The organism is Burkholderia sp. AU4i (assembly GCF_000466765.1).
GTDB lineage: Bacteria > Pseudomonadota > Gammaproteobacteria > Burkholderiales > Burkholderiaceae > Burkholderia > Burkholderia cepacia.
Genome location: NZ_ASSI01000035.1, coordinates 15,804 through 34,675, shown reverse-complemented (window position 1 = coordinate 34,675; position 18,872 = coordinate 15,804). Strand labels below are relative to the sequence as shown.

General features: G+C 64.9%; 20 protein-coding genes and 1 pseudogene. 15 read left to right on the top strand and 6 right to left on the bottom strand.

Going from position 1 to position 18,872, the window contains the following annotated elements; genetic code table 11:
- Nucleotides 1–73: 73 nt before the first annotated feature.
- Together L810_RS06405 and L810_RS06400 are read right to left on the bottom strand one after the other, a co-directional pair.
- On the bottom strand, nt 74–571 hold the full coding sequence (locus tag L810_RS06405) for an Lrp/AsnC family transcriptional regulator (RefSeq protein WP_021157534.1): 498 nt from the start codon (nt 569–571) through the stop codon (nt 74–76).
- 31 nt (nt 572–602) lie between these two features.
- Entirely contained in the window at nt 603–1,283 is a 681-nt protein-coding gene (locus L810_RS06400; protein ID WP_042973529.1) for a hypothetical protein, read from the bottom strand.
- 36 nt (nt 1,284–1,319) lie between these two features.
- On the opposite strand from L810_RS06400, the gene L810_RS46910 reads away from it, so the two are divergent.
- A complete protein-coding gene (locus L810_RS46910) occupies nt 1,320–1,535 on the top strand; it encodes a hypothetical protein (protein WP_021157532.1) in 216 nt (71 codons plus the stop codon).
- On the opposite strand, the gene L810_RS06395 is transcribed toward L810_RS46910, so the two are convergent.
- The gene (locus L810_RS06395) at nt 1,511–2,431 is read right to left on the bottom strand and encodes a LysR family transcriptional regulator (protein ID WP_042973576.1); all 921 of its coding nucleotides are present in this window, start codon (nt 2,429–2,431) and stop codon (nt 1,511–1,513) included. The genes L810_RS46910 and L810_RS06395 overlap by 25 nt on opposite strands.
- A gap of 132 nt (nt 2,432–2,563) precedes the next feature.
- On the opposite strand from L810_RS06395, the gene L810_RS06390 reads away from it, so the two are divergent.
- From L810_RS06390 to dctA, 11 genes and pseudogenes are all read left to right on the top strand, one after another.
- Nucleotides 2,564–3,514, top strand: coding sequence for a ketopantoate reductase family protein (locus L810_RS06390; protein ID WP_021157530.1), 951 nt, complete (start codon nt 2,564–2,566; stop codon nt 3,512–3,514).
- Complete coding sequence (locus tag L810_RS06385) at nt 3,511–3,903, top strand: VOC family protein (protein ID WP_021157529.1); 393 nt, start codon at nt 3,511–3,513, stop codon at nt 3,901–3,903. Before L810_RS06390 ends, L810_RS06385 begins: the two co-directional genes overlap by 4 nt.
- Nucleotides 3,904–3,905: 2 nt before the next feature.
- The gene (locus L810_RS06380) at nt 3,906–4,364 is read left to right on the top strand and encodes a MaoC family dehydratase (protein WP_021157528.1); all 459 of its coding nucleotides are present in this window, start codon (nt 3,906–3,908) and stop codon (nt 4,362–4,364) included.
- The gene (locus tag L810_RS06375) at nt 4,364–5,584 is read left to right on the top strand and encodes a CaiB/BaiF CoA transferase family protein (protein WP_021157527.1); all 1,221 of its coding nucleotides are present in this window, start codon (nt 4,364–4,366) and stop codon (nt 5,582–5,584) included. The genes L810_RS06380 and L810_RS06375 overlap by 1 nt, the downstream gene beginning before the upstream one ends.
- A complete protein-coding gene (gene aroE, locus L810_RS06370) occupies nt 5,584–6,417 on the top strand; it encodes a shikimate dehydrogenase (RefSeq protein ID WP_042973575.1) in 834 nt (277 codons plus the stop codon). The genes L810_RS06375 and aroE overlap by 1 nt, the downstream gene beginning before the upstream one ends.
- Before the next feature lie 19 nt (nt 6,418–6,436).
- Nucleotides 6,437–6,880 carry a type II 3-dehydroquinate dehydratase gene (gene aroQ, locus L810_RS06365; RefSeq protein ID WP_021157525.1) on the top strand — a complete coding sequence of 148 codons (444 nt, stop codon included), beginning with the start codon at nt 6,437–6,439 and terminating at the stop codon, nt 6,878–6,880.
- 205 nt (nt 6,881–7,085) lie between these two features.
- Nucleotides 7,086–8,513 carry an MFS transporter gene (locus tag L810_RS06360; RefSeq protein ID WP_042973526.1) on the top strand — a complete coding sequence of 476 codons (1,428 nt, stop codon included), beginning with the start codon at nt 7,086–7,088 and terminating at the stop codon, nt 8,511–8,513.
- Between the two features lie 144 nt (nt 8,514–8,657).
- Nucleotides 8,658–9,860, top strand: a complete 1,203-nt coding sequence (locus L810_RS06355) for an MFS transporter (protein ID WP_042973572.1) — start codon at nt 8,658–8,660, stop codon at nt 9,858–9,860.
- Between the two features lie 63 nt (nt 9,861–9,923).
- Nucleotides 9,924–10,211, top strand: a pseudogene (locus tag L810_RS44745) (helix-turn-helix domain-containing protein); the annotation flags it as partial.
- Between the two features lie 17 nt (nt 10,212–10,228).
- Nucleotides 10,229–11,152 carry a LysR family transcriptional regulator gene (locus tag L810_RS06350; protein ID WP_021157521.1) on the top strand — a complete coding sequence of 308 codons (924 nt, stop codon included), beginning with the start codon at nt 10,229–10,231 and terminating at the stop codon, nt 11,150–11,152.
- Between the two features lie 33 nt (nt 11,153–11,185).
- Nucleotides 11,186–12,514, top strand: a complete 1,329-nt coding sequence (dctA, locus tag L810_RS06345) for a C4-dicarboxylate transporter DctA (RefSeq protein WP_021157520.1) — start codon at nt 11,186–11,188, stop codon at nt 12,512–12,514.
- Between the two features lie 24 nt (nt 12,515–12,538).
- Here dctA and L810_RS06340 read toward each other — a convergent pair whose 3' ends face one another.
- From L810_RS06340 to L810_RS06330, 3 genes are all read right to left on the bottom strand, one after another.
- Nucleotides 12,539–13,321, bottom strand: a complete 783-nt coding sequence (locus L810_RS06340; protein ID WP_042973569.1) for a substrate-binding domain-containing protein — start codon at nt 13,319–13,321, stop codon at nt 12,539–12,541.
- A 54-nt stretch (nt 13,322–13,375) separates the two neighbouring features.
- Complete coding sequence (locus L810_RS06335) at nt 13,376–14,671, bottom strand: MFS transporter (protein WP_027790157.1); 1,296 nt, start codon at nt 14,669–14,671, stop codon at nt 13,376–13,378.
- Between the two features lie 337 nt (nt 14,672–15,008).
- The gene (locus L810_RS06330; RefSeq protein WP_021157517.1) at nt 15,009–15,542 is read right to left on the bottom strand and encodes a winged helix-turn-helix transcriptional regulator; all 534 of its coding nucleotides are present in this window, start codon (nt 15,540–15,542) and stop codon (nt 15,009–15,011) included.
- Nucleotides 15,543–15,772: 230 nt separating this feature from the next.
- Between L810_RS06330 and L810_RS06325 the strand changes: the two genes are divergently transcribed.
- The 3 genes from L810_RS06325 to L810_RS06315 all read left to right on the top strand — a co-directional run bounded on the left by L810_RS06325 (nt 15,773) and on the right by L810_RS06315 (nt 18,818).
- Nucleotides 15,773–16,867 carry an NmrA family NAD(P)-binding protein gene (locus tag L810_RS06325; protein WP_021157516.1) on the top strand — a complete coding sequence of 365 codons (1,095 nt, stop codon included), beginning with the start codon at nt 15,773–15,775 and terminating at the stop codon, nt 16,865–16,867.
- A gap of 69 nt (nt 16,868–16,936) precedes the next feature.
- Nucleotides 16,937–17,539: a hypothetical protein gene (locus tag L810_RS06320; protein ID WP_051392163.1), complete on the top strand. Its 603-nt coding sequence runs from the start codon at nt 16,937–16,939 to the stop codon at nt 17,537–17,539.
- A 70-nt stretch (nt 17,540–17,609) separates the two neighbouring features.
- Nucleotides 17,610–18,818, top strand: a complete 1,209-nt coding sequence (locus L810_RS06315; RefSeq protein ID WP_021157514.1) for an alpha/beta fold hydrolase — start codon at nt 17,610–17,612, stop codon at nt 18,816–18,818.
- Nucleotides 18,819–18,872: the final 54 nt, after the last annotated feature.

The window sequence follows — 18,872 nt, the reverse complement described above, 5'->3', positions numbered from 1 at the left end:
ATTCAGGTCGTCATCCATTGCGGTTTGTCATGCGGGACGGACGGATCGCCCGTTCCCGCACGAAACAGGTACGTCAGGTGGCCGGCGGTTCGTCGTCGCCGTCCTTGTCGACCGGCACGAACAGCCCGACCTTGACCGCACTCAGCACGACATTCGTGTTGATCCGGCGGATCATCGGGTTGCTCTGCATGATCCGCGCAGACAGCCGGTCGTACGCCTCGACGTCGTGCGCGGTGATGATCGCGATCAGGTCGACGGAGCCGGTCACGTAGTAGATCTGCTGGATTTCGTCATGCGCCTTCGACCACTCGCGGAACCTGGCGACCGTCTCGTAGTTTTCGCGTTCGATCTCGATTGCCGCAATGAACGTCATCGGCCTGCCGACCGCCGCGCGATCGACCACCGCGATTTCCGGCGAAATGATCTTTTCGGTGCGCATGCGCTTCAGGCGCTTCTGCACGGCCGAGGTGGACAGGCCGATCCGTTCGGCAATGGCGTCCGCCGTCGCGGTGCAATCGCGCTGGACGATATTCAGGATCTTGCGGTCGAAGGAGTCGAGTGCGTCGGTCATGGCGTGGCCTGCCGGAGAACGGGTACTTGCGTCAAAGATAAAAAGGGCGGGCCGACCTGAGCCCGACCAGATGCCGGACACGGTCGAACGCGGTAACCAGCGTTTCGCGCCACTGCGCGACTGGCCCGCGGATGCATACGGGTTCGAAATGGATCGTGTCCACTCCTGCAGGAATACGGAACGGGCGCTCGATGCCATCGTCCGATTCGGTCACGAGTGCGGTGCCGTCGACTTCGGTCAGGCTCATCAACAGATGGGCGGGCGCAGTCGCGCCAAGCAGGTTGCGCAGGGGCGACTCGTTCGCGGACAACTGTTCGAGCAACGGCAGCTCGTACGCGCCGGGCCACCAGGTGTCGTGCTCGTCGAGCCACGGGCCGACGCCCGGCATGCCGACCATCTCGAGGACCTGGTCCGCACCGAGATGCGCATAGGCGCGACACCGGCCCGCCTCGTCGGTCGAAGCGCGCGCCAGCCAGCCGCCGGCGCTCGGCACGGAGTCCGTCAACACGACGTTCGCAGGCTTCAGTCGGCCGAGCATTTCAGCCGCGCTTGCAGCGGATCGGCGCCCTTCGCAGGACCGCTGTGCGTGATCCGGAACGATACGGCACACCCACTTGGGACCCTCCTGCAAGGCGGCGGGGACGTCGCCGGACCGGACTTGGGCGGTTCGCCTGCGGGCGTGTTCAACGATGACGATTGGCGTGTCCGGCATACAACTCTCTCGTGCTTGCGGGGCCGCGTCGCAGCGATGCTGGCGCGCTTCATGGATCGGCCGACGGTGTTGGGGCTGGAGAAATCATATCGCCTCGATGCGACTGAAAAAATCTCAACCGAATCGAACATCGACGTAAAACGTCGAAAAATACGGCTTTCTGGACGTTTCTCATCCAACCCGACGCCGGCCAGTCCGGCATCCGTCGCGAACGCCAAACCCGCAGGTCAATCCGATGCACCGAACAGTTGAATCACGACACCACGCAGCCATCGATTGCCCGCCTCATGGTGATATCGCGCATGCCAATGCTGCCGTACCGCAAACCCGTCGACCGGGATCGGGCACGCATGAACCGCCAGATCGCTCGCCTGAGCCAGTGTCTGGCCGATATGACGGGGTAGCGTCGTAATCAGGTCGGTCGTCTGGACGATCGCCCCCAGCCCCAGAAAACCCGGCAGCTCCAGCACGACGTCGCGCTCGATGCGCGCCTGCCGCAGCGCCTGCTCGAGGAGTTGCGCGCCCGTTCCCGCCGTAATGGCGACATGTCCTTCGGAACGATACTGCTTCGCCCCGAGGCGACCGCGAATCCTCGGGTGATGCCGGTTGGCCAGGCATACCCAGTCCTGGTCGTACAGCTTCTGCTGATAAATGCCGCCGCCGAGCCACGGCACATAGCCGATCGCGAGATCGGCTTCGCCGGATTCGAGCGCGCGCTCCGTATTGCCGTCGATCCGTGCGGCTTCCAGCCGGACGCCGGGCGCCTGCGCCCGGACATGGGCCAGCAGCCGCGGAAGCAGCGTGATGTGGCTCGCGTCGGTCATGCAGATGCGAAACCGTCGCTGGGCCGTCGCCGGATCGAACGCGATCTCCCACGCGGTGAAGCGCCGCAGGGATTCGAGAATTTCCCGGCATGGCCCGATCAGCGCGTCGGCTTGCGGTGTCGGCGCCATGCCGCCGGGCGTCCGGATGAAAAGCGGATCGTGCAGGTGTTCCCGCAAGTGCCCGAGCCAGATGCTGACCGTCGGCTGGCTCTGACCCAGTTGCTCGGCTACGCGCGTGACGCTGCGCACGTCGTACAGGAGATCGAAAAGCTGAAGCAGCTTCAGGTCGGGCAGGTCGGCGGGCATCGCGGCGTTATTGTCGATGGCAATGACGCCATTGTATCCATTGCATTGGCGACATGAGCGGCAACGCCTATCGTGAGGCCATACGTCAGCTTTGCATGGGACCGGGGTAAGGCGCCAAAGCGCCAACTCCGGTCGACACAGGAGAATCCATTGAAAATAGCAATTCTGGGCGCCGGCGCACTGGGCTGCGCGATCGGCGCCTCCCTCACCCAAGGCGGCCATGAGACCTGGCTGATCGACCGCTCGCCCGCGCACGTCGATGCGATGAGCCGCGACGGCCTGCGCGTCGACGATGCCGGCGGCACCCGCCACGTGCGCGTCCACGCGACGACCCGGGCTGCCGATGTCGGCGTGGCCGACCTGGTGGTGGTGCTGGTCAAGTCGTTCCACACCGATGCGGCCATCCGCGGCGCCCAATCGCTGGTGGGGCCGGATACCGCCGTGCTGTCGCTGCAGAACGGCCTCGGACACGAGGACATCCTGATCGACGTCGTCGGCCGCGAGCGCGTCCTCGCGGGCAAGACCTACGTCGGCGGCGTGCTGCGCGGCGCGGGCCATATCGAATCCGGCGTGATCGGCAAATACACCTACATCGGCGAACTCGACGGCCGCATCACACCGCGTGTCGAGGCGATCGCCGCGGCGTTCAATGCCGCCGGCCTCGCCACGACGATCAGCGACAACATCGTCGGCACGATGTGGGACAAGCTGCTGGTGAACGTCGCGACGGGTGCGCTGACGGGCCTGACCGGCCTCACCTACGGGCAGCTTTACGACGAGCCGCTGCTGAAGGCGACGTCGCTCGCGGCCGTGGCCGAGGCGATCGCGGCGGCGCAGGCTGCGGGCGTGAAGCTGTCGATGACCGATCCCGAACAGGCATGGACTCTGGCCGCCGAGGGGCTGCCCGCGACCTTCAAGACGTCGATGCTGCAAAGCCTGGAGAAGGGCTCGATCACCGAGATCGACTTCATCAACGGTTCGGTCGTGCGCTGGGGCCAGCGCTACGGCGTGCCGACCCCGGTGAATGCAACGCTCGTCGCCTGCATCAAGGGGCTGGAACGTGCGATGGCCGACCGCCAACGCGAGGAGGCCGCCGCATGAGCGCCACGAAAGCCTATCTCGAACACGTTGCGATCTGGGTGAAGGACATCCGCTGGCACATCCGTTTCTTCGAGGACGTGCTCGGCATGACGCTGCGCGAAATCGACGGCACGCTCGACGCGCCGCGGCAGTACTGGACGCTCGGCGGCCTGCAGTTCATTCACGCGCCGGAATACGCAGGCCCGGAAGGCCGCCTCGCCCATCTCGGCGTGATGTGCGAAGACCTGGAGGCCGCGCTGGCCGCAGCCCAACGATTCGGCGTGACGGAAATGCCGCAGGGGCGCAACTGGCTTCGCCTGCCCGACGGGCTCGCCGTCGAACTGATCCAGGCCCGGCCGGCTTCCTGCGTCGCACAAGCGCTGGCAATCAACCCGCGCGCGGAGGCGTGACCATGACGATCGTCGAAAAATACTGGGACGACGCCCGCGAGGGTGACACGTGCACGAGCCCGAACTACATCGTGACCAAGGAGCGCATTCTCGCGTACGCCGACCTCACCGGCGACCATACGCCCGTCCACGTCGACGAGGAATACGCGAACGCGAGCCATTTCGGGTGCCTCGTCGCGCACGGGCTGTTCGGCCTGTCCATCGCCGACGGCCTGAAAACGCAGAGCGACTATCGCTTTCTGCCGGGCATGTCGCTCGGCTGGACCTGGGATTTCCTGCTGCCGATCAAGGTCGGCGACGTGCTGCACGTGAAGTTCCGCGTCGGCTCGATGCGGGCCAGCAAGAGCCGCCCGGACTGGGGCATCGTCGTGCTGCCGTCGGAGCTGATCAATCAGGACGGTCAGGTCGTTCAACGCGGCGAGCATCGCCTGATGGTGCCGCGCCGCCCGGAGGCACTGTAATGCAGGCTCGCCCACTCGAAGGCATTCGCGTCGTCGACTACAGCCACTTCCTTGCCGGGCCGTATGTCGGGCGCTGTCTCGCGGCGCTCGGCGCCGAAGTCATCAAGGTCGAACGGCCCGGGTCAGGCGACGCCGGACGGCAGCACGCGACCGTGCTCGACGACCAGCAAAGCGGCTACTTCCTGCAGCTCAACATGGGCAAGCGCGGCGTGAGCGTCAACATGAAGGACGCGCGCGGCAAGGCGTTCATGCAGCGGCTGTGCGACTCCGCCGACGTGTTCATCGAGAACTATCGGCCGGGCGCGCTGGACAAGCTCGGGCTCGGTTATGCCGAACTGTCCGCGCGCAATCCGGGCCTCGTCTACTGCTCGATTTCGGCCTACGGGCATACCGGCCCCGACGCGCATCGCGCGGGCTTCGGGCTGATCGCGGAAGCCAAGAGCGGGATCATGCAGATGGTCGGCACGCCGGGCGAGCGGCCGCCGCTGCTGCGCATCTCGCTCGGCGACATGTACACCGGCATCCATGCGGTCGCGGCCATCAACGCCGCGCTGCTCGGGCGCGTGAAGAGCGGCCGCGGGCAACACGTCGACATGGCGCTGTACGACACGCTGGTATCGATGCACGAATACGCGGTGCAGTGCTACACGCTGCAGGGCGTGCTGCCCGAGCAGACCGGGCACGACATGCCGACCTCGACGCTCTACGGCGTGTTCCGCGCCGCGGACGGCGATCTCGTGATCGCCGCACAAGTCGACGACGCGTGGAAGCGCTTCGCCGAGCTGATCGCGACGCACGGCGGCCCGGCGGGCTTCGGCGCCGATACGCGGTTTCACGACAGCACCGGCCGCAATGCGCACCGCGCGGAGATTCTGTCGGTGGTCGAGCCGTGGGTGGCCGCGCGTTCCGTCGCGTCGGTGCTGGATCTGCTGGACGGCATCGACGTTCCGTGCGCGAAGGTGCAGCGCATCGACGAGGTGTTGAACGATCCGCAGATCCAGGCCAGAGGCATGGTCGTCGAGCAACAGCATCCGCGCTACGGGACGCTGCGCCTGCCCAACCTGCCGTTCCGGTTTTCCGATTGCGATACGACGATTCGCGACGTCGCGCCCGATCTCGGGCAGCACAACGCGGAGATCGCGCGCTCCCTCGGGTTCGATTCGGCCGAAATCGACGCGATGCAGGCCGACGGCGTCCTCTACTCAAAAGCGAGCCAATGATGACCGACCAATACGCGGTGATCGGCAATCCGATCGGACACACGAAATCCCCGTTGATTCACGGCCTCTTCGCGCAGGAGACGCGGCAGGACCTCGGCTATACGGCGATCGAGGGGCCGATCGAACCGGCAGGCGCCTTCGCTGACGCGGTTCGCACGTTTTTCGACGGCGGCGGCAAGGGCATCAACGTCACCGCGCCGTTCAAGCTCGACGCGTTCGCGATGTCGGACGAACGCAGCGAGCGCGCGCAGCTCGCGGGCGCGGCCAACGCGCTCAAGTTCGAAGGCGGCCGCATCCTGGCGGACAACTTCGACGGCATCGGGCTGGTGCGCGATATCGAAGCGAACCTCAATCTGCCGATGGCCGGCAAGCGTGTCCTGGTGCTCGGTGCCGGCGGCGCGGCACGCGGCGCGCTGCTGCCGTTCCTCGAAGCCGGCCCGGCGGAACTCGTCATCGCGAACCGCGACATCGACAAGGCGCGCGCACTGGCCGCGCAGGTTGCCGGACGCGGCCCGCTCGTTGCCAGCGGTTACGCGGACCTCGCGCGCATGGGGCGTTTCGACCTGGTCGTCAATGCCACGTCGGCGAGCCTGACCGGCGACCTGCCGCCGGTTCCGCCGAGCGTGTTCAGTCCGGCCGGCACGGCCTACGAACTGGCATACGGCAAGCGTCTGACGCCGTTTCTCCGGCTCGCGAAAAACGCAGGCGTACACGGAATCGCGGATGGCGTCGGCATGCTGGTCGAGCAGGCGGCCGAAGCGTTCGCGTGGTGGCGCGGCGTACGCCCCCAGACCAGCGCGGTGATCGATCGTCTGGCCGTGCCCTTTGATTGAACACGCAACGGAGATTCGCATGAAGAAGATCCTGATGCTGCACGGCATCAATCACAACATGTTCGGCAAGCGCGATCCGGCGCAGTACGGGACGATCACGCTCGCGCAGATCGATGCGCGGCTGCAAGGGCTGGCGACGGAACTGGGTGTGCAGGTGGAATCGTTCCAGACGAACCACGAAGGCGCGATGTGCGAGCGCATTCATCGCGCTTTCGAGGAACACCAGGACGCGGTGCTGATCAACGCGGGCGCATGGACGCATTACAGCTACGGCATTCGCGATGCCCTGGCGATCCTCACGTGCCCGATCGTCGAACTGCACATGTCCAACATTCATGCACGCGAGCCGTTCCGGCATCACTCCGTCCTGGCCGAGATCGTCAGCGGGCAGATTTGCGGTTTCGGTGTCCAAAGTTATCTGCTCGCGCTGAGGGCCGCGGTTTCGGCGCTCGGCGACGAATAAGCCGATTCCCGCATCGGCTGCCGATGCGGGACCGACGCGCATGCGCGGCCGTCGCCAGGGCGTGGCGTTGCGCACCGCGCGTGCTCGCCGCGCGCCGTATCGACGGGCCGCGGTCAGGTCGCACGACGGGGTCGACACATCGGGCAGTGACGACTCCCCGCATCACCGCCTTGCCCGGCACACATATCAATATCCGGAGACGACGATGACCACGACCTTGCGAGACGAGCCCAGGGGCAGGCACCAATCGAGAAAAGCCGCGATCAGCGGCTGGATCGGATCGGTGCTCGAATACTACGATTTCTTCATCTACGCCACGGCATCGGCGCTGATCTTCCCGCAGATATTCTTTCCGCACGGGAGCCCCACGACGGCCATCATCGCGTCGCTGGCCACTTACGGCGTCGGCTACGTGTCCCGCCCGATCGGCGCGTTCGTGCTGGGCCACCTCGGCGACACGCGCGGACGGAAAACCGTCCTGCTGTTCTGCATGTTCCTGATGGGCATCTCGACCGTCGGCGTCGGCCTCCTGCCGACCTATCAGCAAGCCGGGCTGATCGCGCCCGCCCTGCTGGTCACGCTGCGCCTGCTGCAGGGTTTCGCCGTGGCCGGCGAGATCACCGGCGCGAGCTCGATGATCCTGGAACACGCGCCGTTCGGCCGGCGCGGCTACTTCGTCAGCTTCACGCTGCAGGGCGTGCAGGCCGGGCAAGTGCTGGCCGCCGCCGTGTTCCTGCCGCTCGCCTACTACATGCCGTCCGCGCAATTCGATAGCTGGGGCTGGCGCATTCCGTTCCTGCTGAGTGCGCTGGTCATCGTGGCGGGACTGATCATTCGCCGCGAGGTCGACGAGTCGCCGGCCTTCGACGAAGCGGTACGCAACCGGTCGCAAGCCGGCTCGCCGGTGGCCGACGCTTTCAGGCACCACTTTCCCGACATGCTGCGCGTGGCCTGCATGTCGATGATGAACGTGATTCCGGTCGTCGCCACGATCTTCGGCGCGGCCTATGCGGTTCAGCCTGCATATGGAATCGGATTCCAGAAGGATGTCTATCTCTGGATCACGGTGGTCGGCAACATCGTTGCGATGATCGTGATTCCGTTCGTCGGCAACCTGTCCGACCGCGTCGGCCGCCGGCCGCCGATCATCATCGGCTCGCTGGCCGCCGGGCTGCTCGCGTTCGCGTACCTGTATGCGATCAGCATCCGGAACGTGCCGCTCGCATTCGTGATGTCGATGCTGATGTGGGGCGTGGTGTACCAGGGCTACAACGCGGTATTTCCCGCCTTTTACCCGGAACTCTTCCCGACCCGCACGCGCGTCTCGGCGATGGCCATCGCGCAGAACCTCGGTACCGCGGCCACGGCGATGCTGCCCGCGCTGTTCACCGCGGTCGCGCCGCCCGGCGCCCATCACGTCTGGCTGATCGTCGGTGCGATCGCGTTCGGCATCACCGTGATCGCGTCGCTCGCGGCCTGGAGCGCACGCGAGACCAGTCGTGTCCATTTGAACGACCTGGGCCGAGCGAACGCGCAACCGGTCGGCAAGGCAGAATACGACCTGCTGCGCGCCGAGGCGCTGTCGCACGATCGCATCGCGCGCGAACCCGTGCCCGGATCCGTCGGCAGCTAGCCGGCGTTCGGCGGGGCGTCGGGTTCGGCGCCCCTGCCGCCCAGCCACTTCAGCTCGCCGCGGCCGCCCTCGCCGGGCGAGCAACCTGGCGTAACCGCAGCCCTTACTCGAAGCACGATGCCCGATACCGTGTCGAAAACCGCCATGCCGGACTCCACGCGACCCGCTCGCCTGAACTTCGCGCTCATGTTGCCGCTTCTGCTGGCGGCCCAGCCGGTGGCGACCGACAGTTACCTGCCGGCGCTGCCCGAAATCGCCGCCACGCTGGGCTCCGCCAGTGTCAGCCTCACGGTTTTCGCGCTGATATTCGGTGTCGGGCAATTGCCGATGGGCAGCCTTTCCGACCGGTTCGGCCGCCGCCCCGTCCTGCTGGCCGGCCTTGCACTCTATGCACTGTCCGCACTGGCCGCTGCGCTGGCCTCGACCGCGGCAATGCTGGTGGCCGCTCGCGCGATGCAGGGGCTGGCCATGGCCGCGATACTGGTATGCGCCCGTGCGACAGTGCGCGACCGGTATTCGGCGGGCGACGGCCCGTACGTGATGGCGCGCGGTTTCATGGGGATGGGAATGATGGCGTTCCTCGCCCCGATCCTCGGTGCGTATGTCGCACAGCAAGCCGGATGGCGATGGGTGCTCGCGGGGATGAGCGTGTATGCGTTCGGGTTGCTCGTCATGTGCTGGTACGGCTTCGAGGAAAGCTTCGCGCGAAGCGCGCCAAGCCGGAACTCGACCCGGGAGGTGCGCGAGATATTCGGCAATGCCCCGTTCAGGGTATGGACACTGCTGGCCGCGTCGACGTACACCGGCATGTTCTGCTTTCTGCTGCTGTCTCCGGCCATCTACATCGGGCAGTTCGGCATCTCGCCCCAGCGTTATGGCTGGATACCGGCAAGCGGTACGCTCGTCTATGTCCTGAGCACGTTCGGCTGCCGCGTGCTGCTGCGCCGTCAGAGCATGTTGCGAACGGTGCGGCAAGGCGCAACGCTGAGCCTCTGCGGCGCGGTGATCCAGGCATTGGGGTGCGCGCTGCTTCCCGGCAGCATCTGGCCGCTGCTCGTCGGGCATGGCGTGTATTGCCTCGGCCACGGAATCCATCAGCCGTGCGGGCAGGCAGGGGCGGTCAGCGGCCTGCCTCAACTTGCAGGCCGCGCCGTATCCTGGTCCGGCTTCATCATGATGTTTTTCGCGTTCAGCGTAGGACAAACGGCAGCGGGATTCGCCGATCCGCGTTATCAAGCTGGCGCGTGGCCGATGGTTGTGCCGATGCTCGTCGTCGGTGTGACGCTGGTAACGATTGCGTATGCGTGGCTGCCCAAAGTCATCCACGCGACCTTGGTCGCCAGGTAATCTCCTCGAAATCTCCTCGGTTTCCACGATCGGACGATCTGCCGCCGCGCAAGGATCACACGCCTCAAAGAGACCGGGCTCTCACCGGCCCGTTACATGCCGGCTGCGCGGGTCGGGTGTGCGAAGGCATGGCTGCAGCGGGCCGACCGGCCGCTCGAACGGATAGCCGAACGATCGGGATCCGGAAGCGTGGACGCGTTGCAGCGTGCGTTTGCAACAGGCGTCGGCGCATCGCCGCGAGACTATCGTGCGCGGTTCGGGCAACCACGGCGGGCAAACCCGAAGACATCGGTTTCAGGCAACGCAACGCGCCTGGCGCCGGCGGAATCATGCACAATGCACCGCATCTGAGTGGCGGAGATTTGCCTGTGGGGATCAACTTCGATTTAACCGACTTGCAGGCATTTCGCGCCGTCGTGGAAACGGGCAGCTTCCGAAAGGCCGCCGACGCAGTCAACATTTCCCAGCCGGCCTTGAGCCGTCGTATCGACAAGCTCGAGGAAGCGCTCGGCGTGCGACTGTTCGAGCGCACCACGCGCAGCGTCTCGCTCACCACGGTCGGGCGCGTGTTCGCGCAGAGTGCCGAACAACTGCTCGACGATCTCGATGCCGCCCTGCTCGGCATTCGCGACGTTTCATCGAGCCGCCTGGGCCATGTGACGATCGCATGCGTGCCGTCGGTCGCCTACTACTTTCTTCCCGCCATCGTCGCGCGCTATCATCAGCGCTTTCCGCGCATCCGGGTGAAGCTGCTCGATGCGAGCGCCAACGAGGTGCTCGGGTCCGTCATCAGCGGCGAGGCCGATTTCGGCGTGAGCTTCATCGGCAGCCAGGAGGCTGAGATCGAGTTCAAGGTGCTGCTCCAGGAACGCTTCGTTGCCGCCTGTCGCCGCGACCACCCGCTCGCGCGCAAGAGGCGCGTGACCTGGAACGAGCTTTACGAGCACGATTATGTGTCGGTCGACAAGACTTCCGGCAACCGTCTGCTGCTCGACCAGGCGCTGACCGCCGTCGCGCCGCGCGCGCCGAGCGTCTGCGAGACACGCCACGTGACGACCCTGCTCGGATTGATCGAAGCGGGGCTCGGCGTCGCCGCGGTCCCGTCGATGGCGATGCCTGGGCATGACCACCCGATTCTCACGAGCGTGCCGCTCGTCGAACCGGTCGTCAAACGGCGCGTGGGAATCGTGAAGCGGCGCCGACGACCGCTCACACCGGCCGCCGAGGCATTTCATCGGATGGTCATCGAGGCGAAGCGTGGCGGGACCGCAAGCAGTGGCGCATCGGCATAACGACGACAGAGAAACACGAAGGAAGACCGGACAGTGAGGTTGGCCAGGCCGCTTGGATCGCTTTACGTGCAGGTTCTGCTCGCGATGATGCTCGGCATGGGCATCGGTCACGCATGGCCCGCGGCGGGCACGATGCTCAAGCCCCTCAGCGATGCGTTCGTCGGCCTGGTCAAGATGACCATCGCCCCGATCGTCTTTTGCACGATCGTCTCGGGCATCACGTCGCTGGCGAACGGGAAGGCGATCGGCCGCACGATCGTGCGGGCACTGGCGCTCTTCTATCTGTTGACCGCCGCTGCGCTCGCGCTCGGACTCGTCACCGCATATGTGCTGCAGCCCGGCGCCGGCATGCACGTCGATGTCCACCACCTGGATGCAGGCATCCTCGCTCCGTATGCGAAGCATGCGGAGCCGCGAGGGCTTGTGGCGTTCGGGCTGAGCGTGATTCCGGACACGCTGCTCGGCGCGTTCGCCAAAGGCGAAGTGTTGCCGGTGCTGCTGCTGTCGCTGTTGTTCGGCTTCTCGCTGAATGCGCACCCGCGGGCCGGCCGGCCCGTTCTTGCGCTGATCGACGGTGTCGCCCAGGTCGTCTTTCGCGTGCTCGCGATGATCATGCGGCTCGCGCCGCTCGGCGCATTCGGCGCGATGGCGTTCACGGTGGGCCGTTTCGGCATCGGTTCGGTCGGCTCGCTCGCGAAGTTGATGGCGTCCTTCTACGTGGCCTGCGTGCTGTTCGTCACGCTGGTGCTAGCACCGCTCGCGCGACTGCACGGTTTCGCGCTGTGGCGGCTCCTGCGCTACATGCGCGAAGAATTGCTCATCGTCCTCGCGACATCGTCCACGGAGCCGGTTCTGCCGCGTCTGATCGTCAAGCTGGAGGCACTCGGCTGCGACAAGGGCATCGTGGGGCTCGTGCTGCCGGCGGGCTATTCCTTCAATCTGGACGGTACCGCGATCTATCTGACGCTCGCGGCATTGTTCATCGCCCAGGCGTGCGACGTGCCGCTCTCCGCGTCGCAGATCGCGGTGATGCTCGCCATCATGCTGCTCACATCGAAGGGGGCGGCCGGTGTGTCCGGTAGCGGGCTGGTCGCGCTGGTCGCCACACTCGCCGTCATGCCCGACCTGCCCGTCGCCGGCGTCGCACTGCTGGTCGGCATCGATCGCTTCATGTCGGAGGCGCGTGCCCTGACAAGCGTGATCAGCAATGCGTGCGCGGTAATCTTCGTTTCGCTGTGGGAAGGTGCGTGCGATCGTACGCGTCTTGCGCAGAGGCTCGCGGCGCGCGGGCCGGCCTCGCCGGAAGGGGCCGATGAAAACGGTGTCGCGGGAAACGGCGGCGGTGACGGGAAGGCGTTCTGACACCAGCCTTCCCGTCGATCAGGCTCAATGAGCAGAAGCGGAATCCAGCCCGGTCGATTGCACGTCGGCCTGCACGTCGGGCGACGCCAGATAATCGAGCAGCGCCTTCGCTTCCTTCGGATGCTGCGCGCCGACGGGGATGCCGGCAGCGAAGCGCGTGACGGACTGCAGCGATTCGGGAATCTTGCCGACGAAGGTCGCACCGTGGACGGGCAGCAGCTCGCTGACCTGCTGGAAGCCGATTTCGTAGTCGCCGTTCGCGACGACAGACGCCACCGGAATCCGCGGGATCATCTTCGCCTTGGACTTCACCTGCTCCTCGATGCCGAGCTTCTTGAACAACTCGCGTTCGATATACACGCCGCTCGCGCTGTCCGAGTAGGCGATCGACTTCGCGTGCAGCAGCACCTGCTTGAGACCTTCGGTGGTGCTGATGTCGGGCTTTGCCGCGCCGTCGCGCACGACCATGCCGATGCGCGAATCGGCCAGCTCGACGCGGGATCCCGGGATGACCTTGCCTTGCTTGATCAGTTCGTCCAGCGCGTAACCGACCATGATGACGGCGTCGGCGGGCTCGCCGCGCGCGAGCCGGTTCGGAATCGCTTCGGGCGACTTGCCCATCGACGGGCCGAGCGCGGTGTCGAGCGTATTGCCGGTCGTGGACGCGAACCGCGGGCCGAGCAGTTTATAGGCGGCCGTGAAGCCACCCGAGCTCATCACGTGGAGCTCGGCCGCCTGCACGTTGGCCGCAAACGCCGCGGTGGCGACGAGCGCGGTCGCGCAAAATTTCAGGAGCTGATTTCTCATGGTCGTGGTCATGCGAATTCGTGTGGGTGGGTGAGGTTTCGGATGGGCTGAACATCAATGCGCCGGCGTGAGCGTCGCCGTGCGGTGACGGTAGAGCGCGAACGTCGCAAGCAGCGCGCACACCGCGGCGAAGCTCATCCAGTAGCCGGGTGCGGCCTTGTCGCCCGTCATGTGAATGAGCCCGGTCGAGATGGCCGGCGTGAAGCCGCCGAACACGGCCGTCGCGAGGCTGTAGGCGAGCGAGAAGCCCGCGACACGCACCTGCACCGGCATCACTTCGGTGAGCGCGACGACCATCGCACCGTTATAGATCCCGTACATGAACGAGAGCCAGAGCAGGACGAGCAGCATGTTGGCGAACGACGGCGCGTGAGCGAGGAACGACAGCGCCGGATAGGCGGTCAGGACGGTGAGCATCGTCATGCCGACCAGCAGCGGCCGACGGCCGAACCGATCGGACAGCGCGCCGCCGATCGGCAGCCACACGAAGTTCGACACGCCGACGCAGAGCGTCACGAGCAGGCTGTCGGCGGTGCTCAGATGCAGCACCGTCTTGCCGAAGGTCGGCGCGTAGACGGTGATCAGATAGAAGCTCGTGGTGGTCATCGCGACCAGCATCATGCCGGCGACCACGACGCCCCAGTTCTGAACCAGCGTGCCGAACACTTCCTTCATGCCCGGGCGATGCTTGCGCGCCTTGAATTCCTGGGTTTCCTCCAGGTTGCGGCGCAGCATGAAGATGAACGGCACGATCATGCAGCCGACGAAGAACGGCACGCGCCATCCCCAGGTGGCGATCTGCGATGCGCTCAGCCACTGATTGAGCGCAAAGCCGAGGCCCGCCGCGATGACAATCGCAACCTGCTGGCTGGCCGATTGCCAGCTGGTGAAGAAGCCCTTGCGGCCGGGCGTTGCCAGCTCGGCGAGATAGACCGATACACCGCCCAGCTCGGCGCCTGCGGAGAAGCCCTGCAGCAGCCGCCCGATCAGTACGAGCACGGGAGCCAGCAGCCCGATCGACGCGTAGCCCGGCACGAACGCAATCAGGATGGTGCCGCTCGCCATGATGGACAGCGTGACGATCAGGCCCTTGCGGCGGCCTACCTCGTCGATGTACGCGCCCAGCACGATTGCGCCCAGCGGCCGCATCAGGAAGCCGGCGCCGAACACGGCGAAGGTCATCATCAACGAAGCGAACTCGCTTTGCGCAGGGAAGAAGACGTTGGCGATCTGCGTGGCGTAGAAGCCGAACAGGAAGAAGTCGAACTGCTCGAGAAAATTGCCGGCCGTGACGCGAAAGATCGCGGCGGCCTTCGAACGTTCGGCCGGAAGGCTGGACGAGGGGTGCATCGAGGTGTCTCCTGAAAATCCGGAAATATGCGGGGCGGGACGATTGTCGTTTTCCGGAATGTTCTCCCGGCGTCGATCAAACGATAAGTGCGATTTTTGGAAGAATTGATGCACCGAGGTTATCAATCGACAGGGCGCCGCCTGTTTCGATCAGCGCCTGCACGCCGGGCGACGTCGGCGGGCATCACGAGATGTCGAGCTGATCAAGCGAAACACTCGGCGAGGGCCGGGGATGCGCTGCTCGCCAGGATCGCCCACGATCGCCGGCGCAGCATGCTGCCTGACGAGGTGTCCGGGAAGGACCTGATGAAGTTCTACGGAGAAACCCGGGCGACCATCAAGCAGGCGCTCGTCCGCCTGGCGGATCTGCTTTTCGGCGACGCCGGTTACCGTACGACAGGCGCCAGCGGACCAGCTCGTCTGCACCGGGACCTTCCTGGACCTCAAGATCCGCCGCGCTGGTCTGCTCCCCCGTCTCCTGATCGATAAAGCTCCACCGCACCTCGGCGCCTGTCTTTCGATTCACGAACTTCATCGGAGGCGCCGATGCGCCGGAAACGTCCAGACTGTCCCCAATCTGGGCAAGTACCGGCATCACCGGGGCGATCTGCCAGCCCTTGTGAGTCAGGAGATACTCAAATCGCTCCGGATTCACCTGATAGCGCCGACGCTCAACGAGGCCGTTGGCCTCCAGATGCTTGAGCCGGTCGCTGAGCGTCGCGTTGGTGATGCCGGACGACTGGCGAAACTCGTCGTACCGGCTGAGCCCGCAGACAAGGTCGCGCAGTATCAGCAAGCCCCACCGGTCGCCGATCGCCGCCATGACGCCGGCAATCGGGCACACCATTCCGTCAAAACCCTTCGAGCGCATGGCCGTTTCCCTGATTAGCCCCGGCGATCGTCGCCGAGAGTGAGTCTCATTATAAGAGTCGCGCAAACGTCGACAGGACGCTTCCGCCCAAGAGCCCGCCGCCTTCCCAGTTCAAGTGCCGAAAAATTCTTGTCTTGTGGGACACTCACTCTTATTATAAGAGTGAGTGTCCCACTTGTTGACCGATGTCGTCAGTGAGCGTCCGTAGCATCGAACTCAAGGAAACCATCATGCCTCCTCACGCCCCTTCCAGAATCTTCGTCATCGGTGGTACAGGCGCGCAGGGCCTGCCTGTCATCAGCGCGCTCGTCGCGGACGGCAAGTATTCCGTTCGCGCGTTGAGCCGGGATCCCGATTCCCGGCGCGCCAAGGCGCTGCTCGCACTCGGCAACGTGTCGATCCTGAAAGGCACGTTTGCCGACGAAGCCGTTCTGCGGGCAGGCTTTCGCGGCTGCGACGGTGCATACGTCAATCTGGACGGGTTCAACACCGGCGAGAAAACGGAGATCTACTGGGCGATGCGTTGCTACGAAATCGCGCTGGAAGAAGGCATCGAGTTCTTCGTGTATGGCAACCTCGACTACGCGCTCAAACAGGCCGGCTACGATTCGCGCTTTCGTGCTGGCCACTACGACGGCAAAGGCCGCGTAGGCGAATGGATCCTGTTCCAGAACCAGACGAACCGGGACCGCATGGGCGCGGCCGTGTTCACCACCGGGCCATACATGGAGATGGCCATTTCGGCGAAGACGCCGATGATGCCCTTCGTCGAGGACGGAGTCGTCACCTGGCGCGTGCCGCTCGGCAACGGCGCGGTGCCGCATGTCGCACTGGAGGATTGCGGCTACTACGCGCGCTGGCTGTTCGATCACCCGGAGCGCGCGAACGGCATGGACCTCCAGGTCGCCATCGAGCACGTCGAGTACGGGAAGCTGGCCGAGGCGTTCGAGCGGGTAACGGGGCATCCGGCGCGCTACATCGACACGGATCTGGATACTTACTGGAACGGCCCGCTCAAGATGGCGGCGAGCTCGCCCGCCGGATACAACGCGGACCCGAATGACAAGAGCACGATGAGTTTCCGCGACAACTTCACCGGATTCTGGAACATCTGGAAGCACGGCGTCATCCGCCGCGACTACGCGCTACTCGACGAAATCCATCCGAACCGTATCCGGACCGTCGAGCAATGGCTTCGACGCGAAGACGAGCGTGGCCGGCAGCAAGGCAAAGGAAGTCTCTGGGAGCGGGTGCAGCCGGAAACCCTGCTCAAGTCGGTGCCGCTTCTGAAGGTGTCCGAAGACGGCAGAAAAGGCGCGCTTTAATCTACGGCGTCACGTCCAGTCGATACCGGTAATTCGATCAATGCTTAGTTAACCTAATTGGATCCGGAAATGAATCAGATCGTCGAGATCCGGAAGAACGGCGGGACGGGCTTGCTGGGTGTGCTGATCGTCTGGGGATTGGCCGTTGCCGCGGCGGCCGAAGCGGGGGTTTATCGAGCGATCTACCCGCTGGGGCTCGCCTGCCTCATTGCCCTCGGTATCGTGGCGCCGGTTGCCGTTTATTCGATGTCCCGGAGCTTTCGAACATACATCGCGACCATCGGGCTAAGAACGCTGACGGCGTTTCATATCTGGAGGATTGCGGCCGCGCTCGTCTTCTTCTGGTACGGGGCGCACGATCTCCTGCCGGAAGCATTCGTCAGGAACGCGGGATGGGGAGATCTCATCGCGGGGTTGATGGCGTTCGGCGTCACCATGCTGCCGAAAACACGCAACCGGTATCTGATCTTTCACCTGTTCGGGTTCGCAGATTTCGTCGTGGCGGTCGGTACGGGATTGACCTATTTCCTGCTCAACGATCCCCGCATGTCCGGCATCCAGACGCTGCCGATGGCATTGATTCCGTTCTACGGTGTCGGAATTTCAGGAGCGAGCCACATCATGGCGTTCGACCTGCTGCGCCGCCGCCCGGGCCTCCCGAACGTGCGGTGAAGCTTGCCGAAGCAACAGCACCAGCGCGCCCAGTGCAAAACCGCTTCTTCAATCGGACAAGGAAATCATCGTGAACTTTCGTCGTACCCGTGCCGCAGCCAGCGTGCTGTTCGGCTTGCTGCTGTGCGGCCCCACGTTTGAGGACACCGCGTCGGCGCAGCCCGGTATCCCGTCGGCCGCCTCCGCCGGCGAAGCGACGGCGCCGCGGGACCCGCGCGCGAATCCGACGGCCGTCGAGGCCGATGCCTGGTTCGACAACTACCGGTTCCGGGATGGCCAGACGCTGCCCCGGCTGAGGATCCACTACGCAACGCTCGGCACGCCGCATCGCAATGCCCATGGTGCCGTTGACAACGCCGTCCTGGTCCTGCACTGGACCGGCGCGGACAGTCGAACGCTGCTGAGTCCGACCTACACAAAAGCGCTGTTCGACCGGGGACGTCCACTCGACGCGAATCGCTACTACCTGATTTTTCCCGACAACGTGGGCCACGGCCAGTCGAGCAAACCGAGTGACGGGTTAAGGGCGAAATTTCCAAACTACGATTACGGCGACATCGTCGATCTCCAGCACAAGCTGGTGACCGAAACCTTGGGCATCGAGCATCTTCATGCGATTCTCGGCATGTCGATGGGCGGCATGAACGCCTGGCAATGGGCGGAAACATATCCGGACATGATGGACGGCGTCATGCCCGTGGTCTCACTACCGATTACGGTCTCGGGCCGCAATCTGCTGTGGCGGCGCATGGTGATCGACGCGATCCGTTCCGATCCCGACTGGAAGAGCGGGCAGTACACGCAAACGCCCCGAGGCTGGGTCCAAGGCTTCGGTGTGTTGCGAATGATGATCGACAGTGCGCCCGCGCTACAGCAGGAAATTCCGGACGGCGCGGCGGCAAGCAAGTTTCTCGCGACCGTGCGCTTCCAGGCGGAGCATGTCGACGCGAACGACATTCTTTATTCGCTCAAGTCGTCGTTTGACTACGATCCCGAGCCAGGGCTTTCCAGGATTCGGGCCAAGCTGTTTGCCCTGAATTTCTCCGACGACGAATTCAACCCCGACACCCTGCGCGTTCTCGAGCGACTTGTGCCGACGCTTCAGCATGGCCGGTATCTGGTGCAGCAGGGCACACCGTCATCGCCAGGCCATTTCACGATGACTCGTCCCGATCTTTGGGCGCAGCATGTGGGCGAATTCATGCAATGGCTGGGCGAGGCACCCACACAAGCGAGTCTTGGCGATATCCGACCGATTCCGGTTTCAGCCGGCTCATGATGTGTTCTACGAGGGATGGGGCCGCGGCGACCGCTTCTGAATCTCGATGGCGCA

What these genes read in the sequence shown, in the direction of transcription:
- L810_RS06405 (WP_021157534.1), bottom strand. Translation starts at nt 571, where the DNA reads ATGACCGACGCACTCGACTCCTTCGACCGCAAGATCCTGAATATCGTC.
- L810_RS06400 (WP_042973529.1), bottom strand. Translation starts at nt 1,283, where the DNA reads ATGCCGGACACGCCAATCGTCATCGTTGAACACGCCCGCAGGCGAACC.
- L810_RS46910 (WP_021157532.1), top strand. Translation starts at nt 1,320, where the DNA reads ATGCTGGCGCGCTTCATGGATCGGCCGACGGTGTTGGGGCTGGAGAAA.
- L810_RS06385 (WP_021157529.1), top strand. Translation starts at nt 3,511, where the DNA reads ATGAGCGCCACGAAAGCCTATCTCGAACACGTTGCGATCTGGGTGAAG.
- L810_RS06380 (WP_021157528.1), top strand. Translation starts at nt 3,906, where the DNA reads ATGACGATCGTCGAAAAATACTGGGACGACGCCCGCGAGGGTGACACG.
- L810_RS06375 (WP_021157527.1), top strand. Translation starts at nt 4,364, where the DNA reads ATGCAGGCTCGCCCACTCGAAGGCATTCGCGTCGTCGACTACAGCCAC.
- aroE (WP_042973575.1), top strand. Translation starts at nt 5,584, where the DNA reads ATGACCGACCAATACGCGGTGATCGGCAATCCGATCGGACACACGAAA.
- aroQ (WP_021157525.1), top strand. Translation starts at nt 6,437, where the DNA reads ATGAAGAAGATCCTGATGCTGCACGGCATCAATCACAACATGTTCGGC.
- L810_RS06360 (WP_042973526.1), top strand. Translation starts at nt 7,086, where the DNA reads ATGACCACGACCTTGCGAGACGAGCCCAGGGGCAGGCACCAATCGAGA.
- L810_RS06355 (WP_042973572.1), top strand. Translation starts at nt 8,658, where the DNA reads ATGCCGGACTCCACGCGACCCGCTCGCCTGAACTTCGCGCTCATGTTG.
- L810_RS06340 (WP_042973569.1), bottom strand. Translation starts at nt 13,321, where the DNA reads ATGAGAAATCAGCTCCTGAAATTTTGCGCGACCGCGCTCGTCGCCACC.
- L810_RS06335 (WP_027790157.1), bottom strand. Translation starts at nt 14,671, where the DNA reads ATGCACCCCTCGTCCAGCCTTCCGGCCGAACGTTCGAAGGCCGCCGCG.
- L810_RS06330 (WP_021157517.1), bottom strand. Translation starts at nt 15,542, where the DNA reads ATGCGCTCGAAGGGTTTTGACGGAATGGTGTGCCCGATTGCCGGCGTC.
- L810_RS06325 (WP_021157516.1), top strand. Translation starts at nt 15,773, where the DNA reads ATGCCTCCTCACGCCCCTTCCAGAATCTTCGTCATCGGTGGTACAGGC.
- L810_RS06320 (WP_051392163.1), top strand. Translation starts at nt 16,937, where the DNA reads ATGAATCAGATCGTCGAGATCCGGAAGAACGGCGGGACGGGCTTGCTG.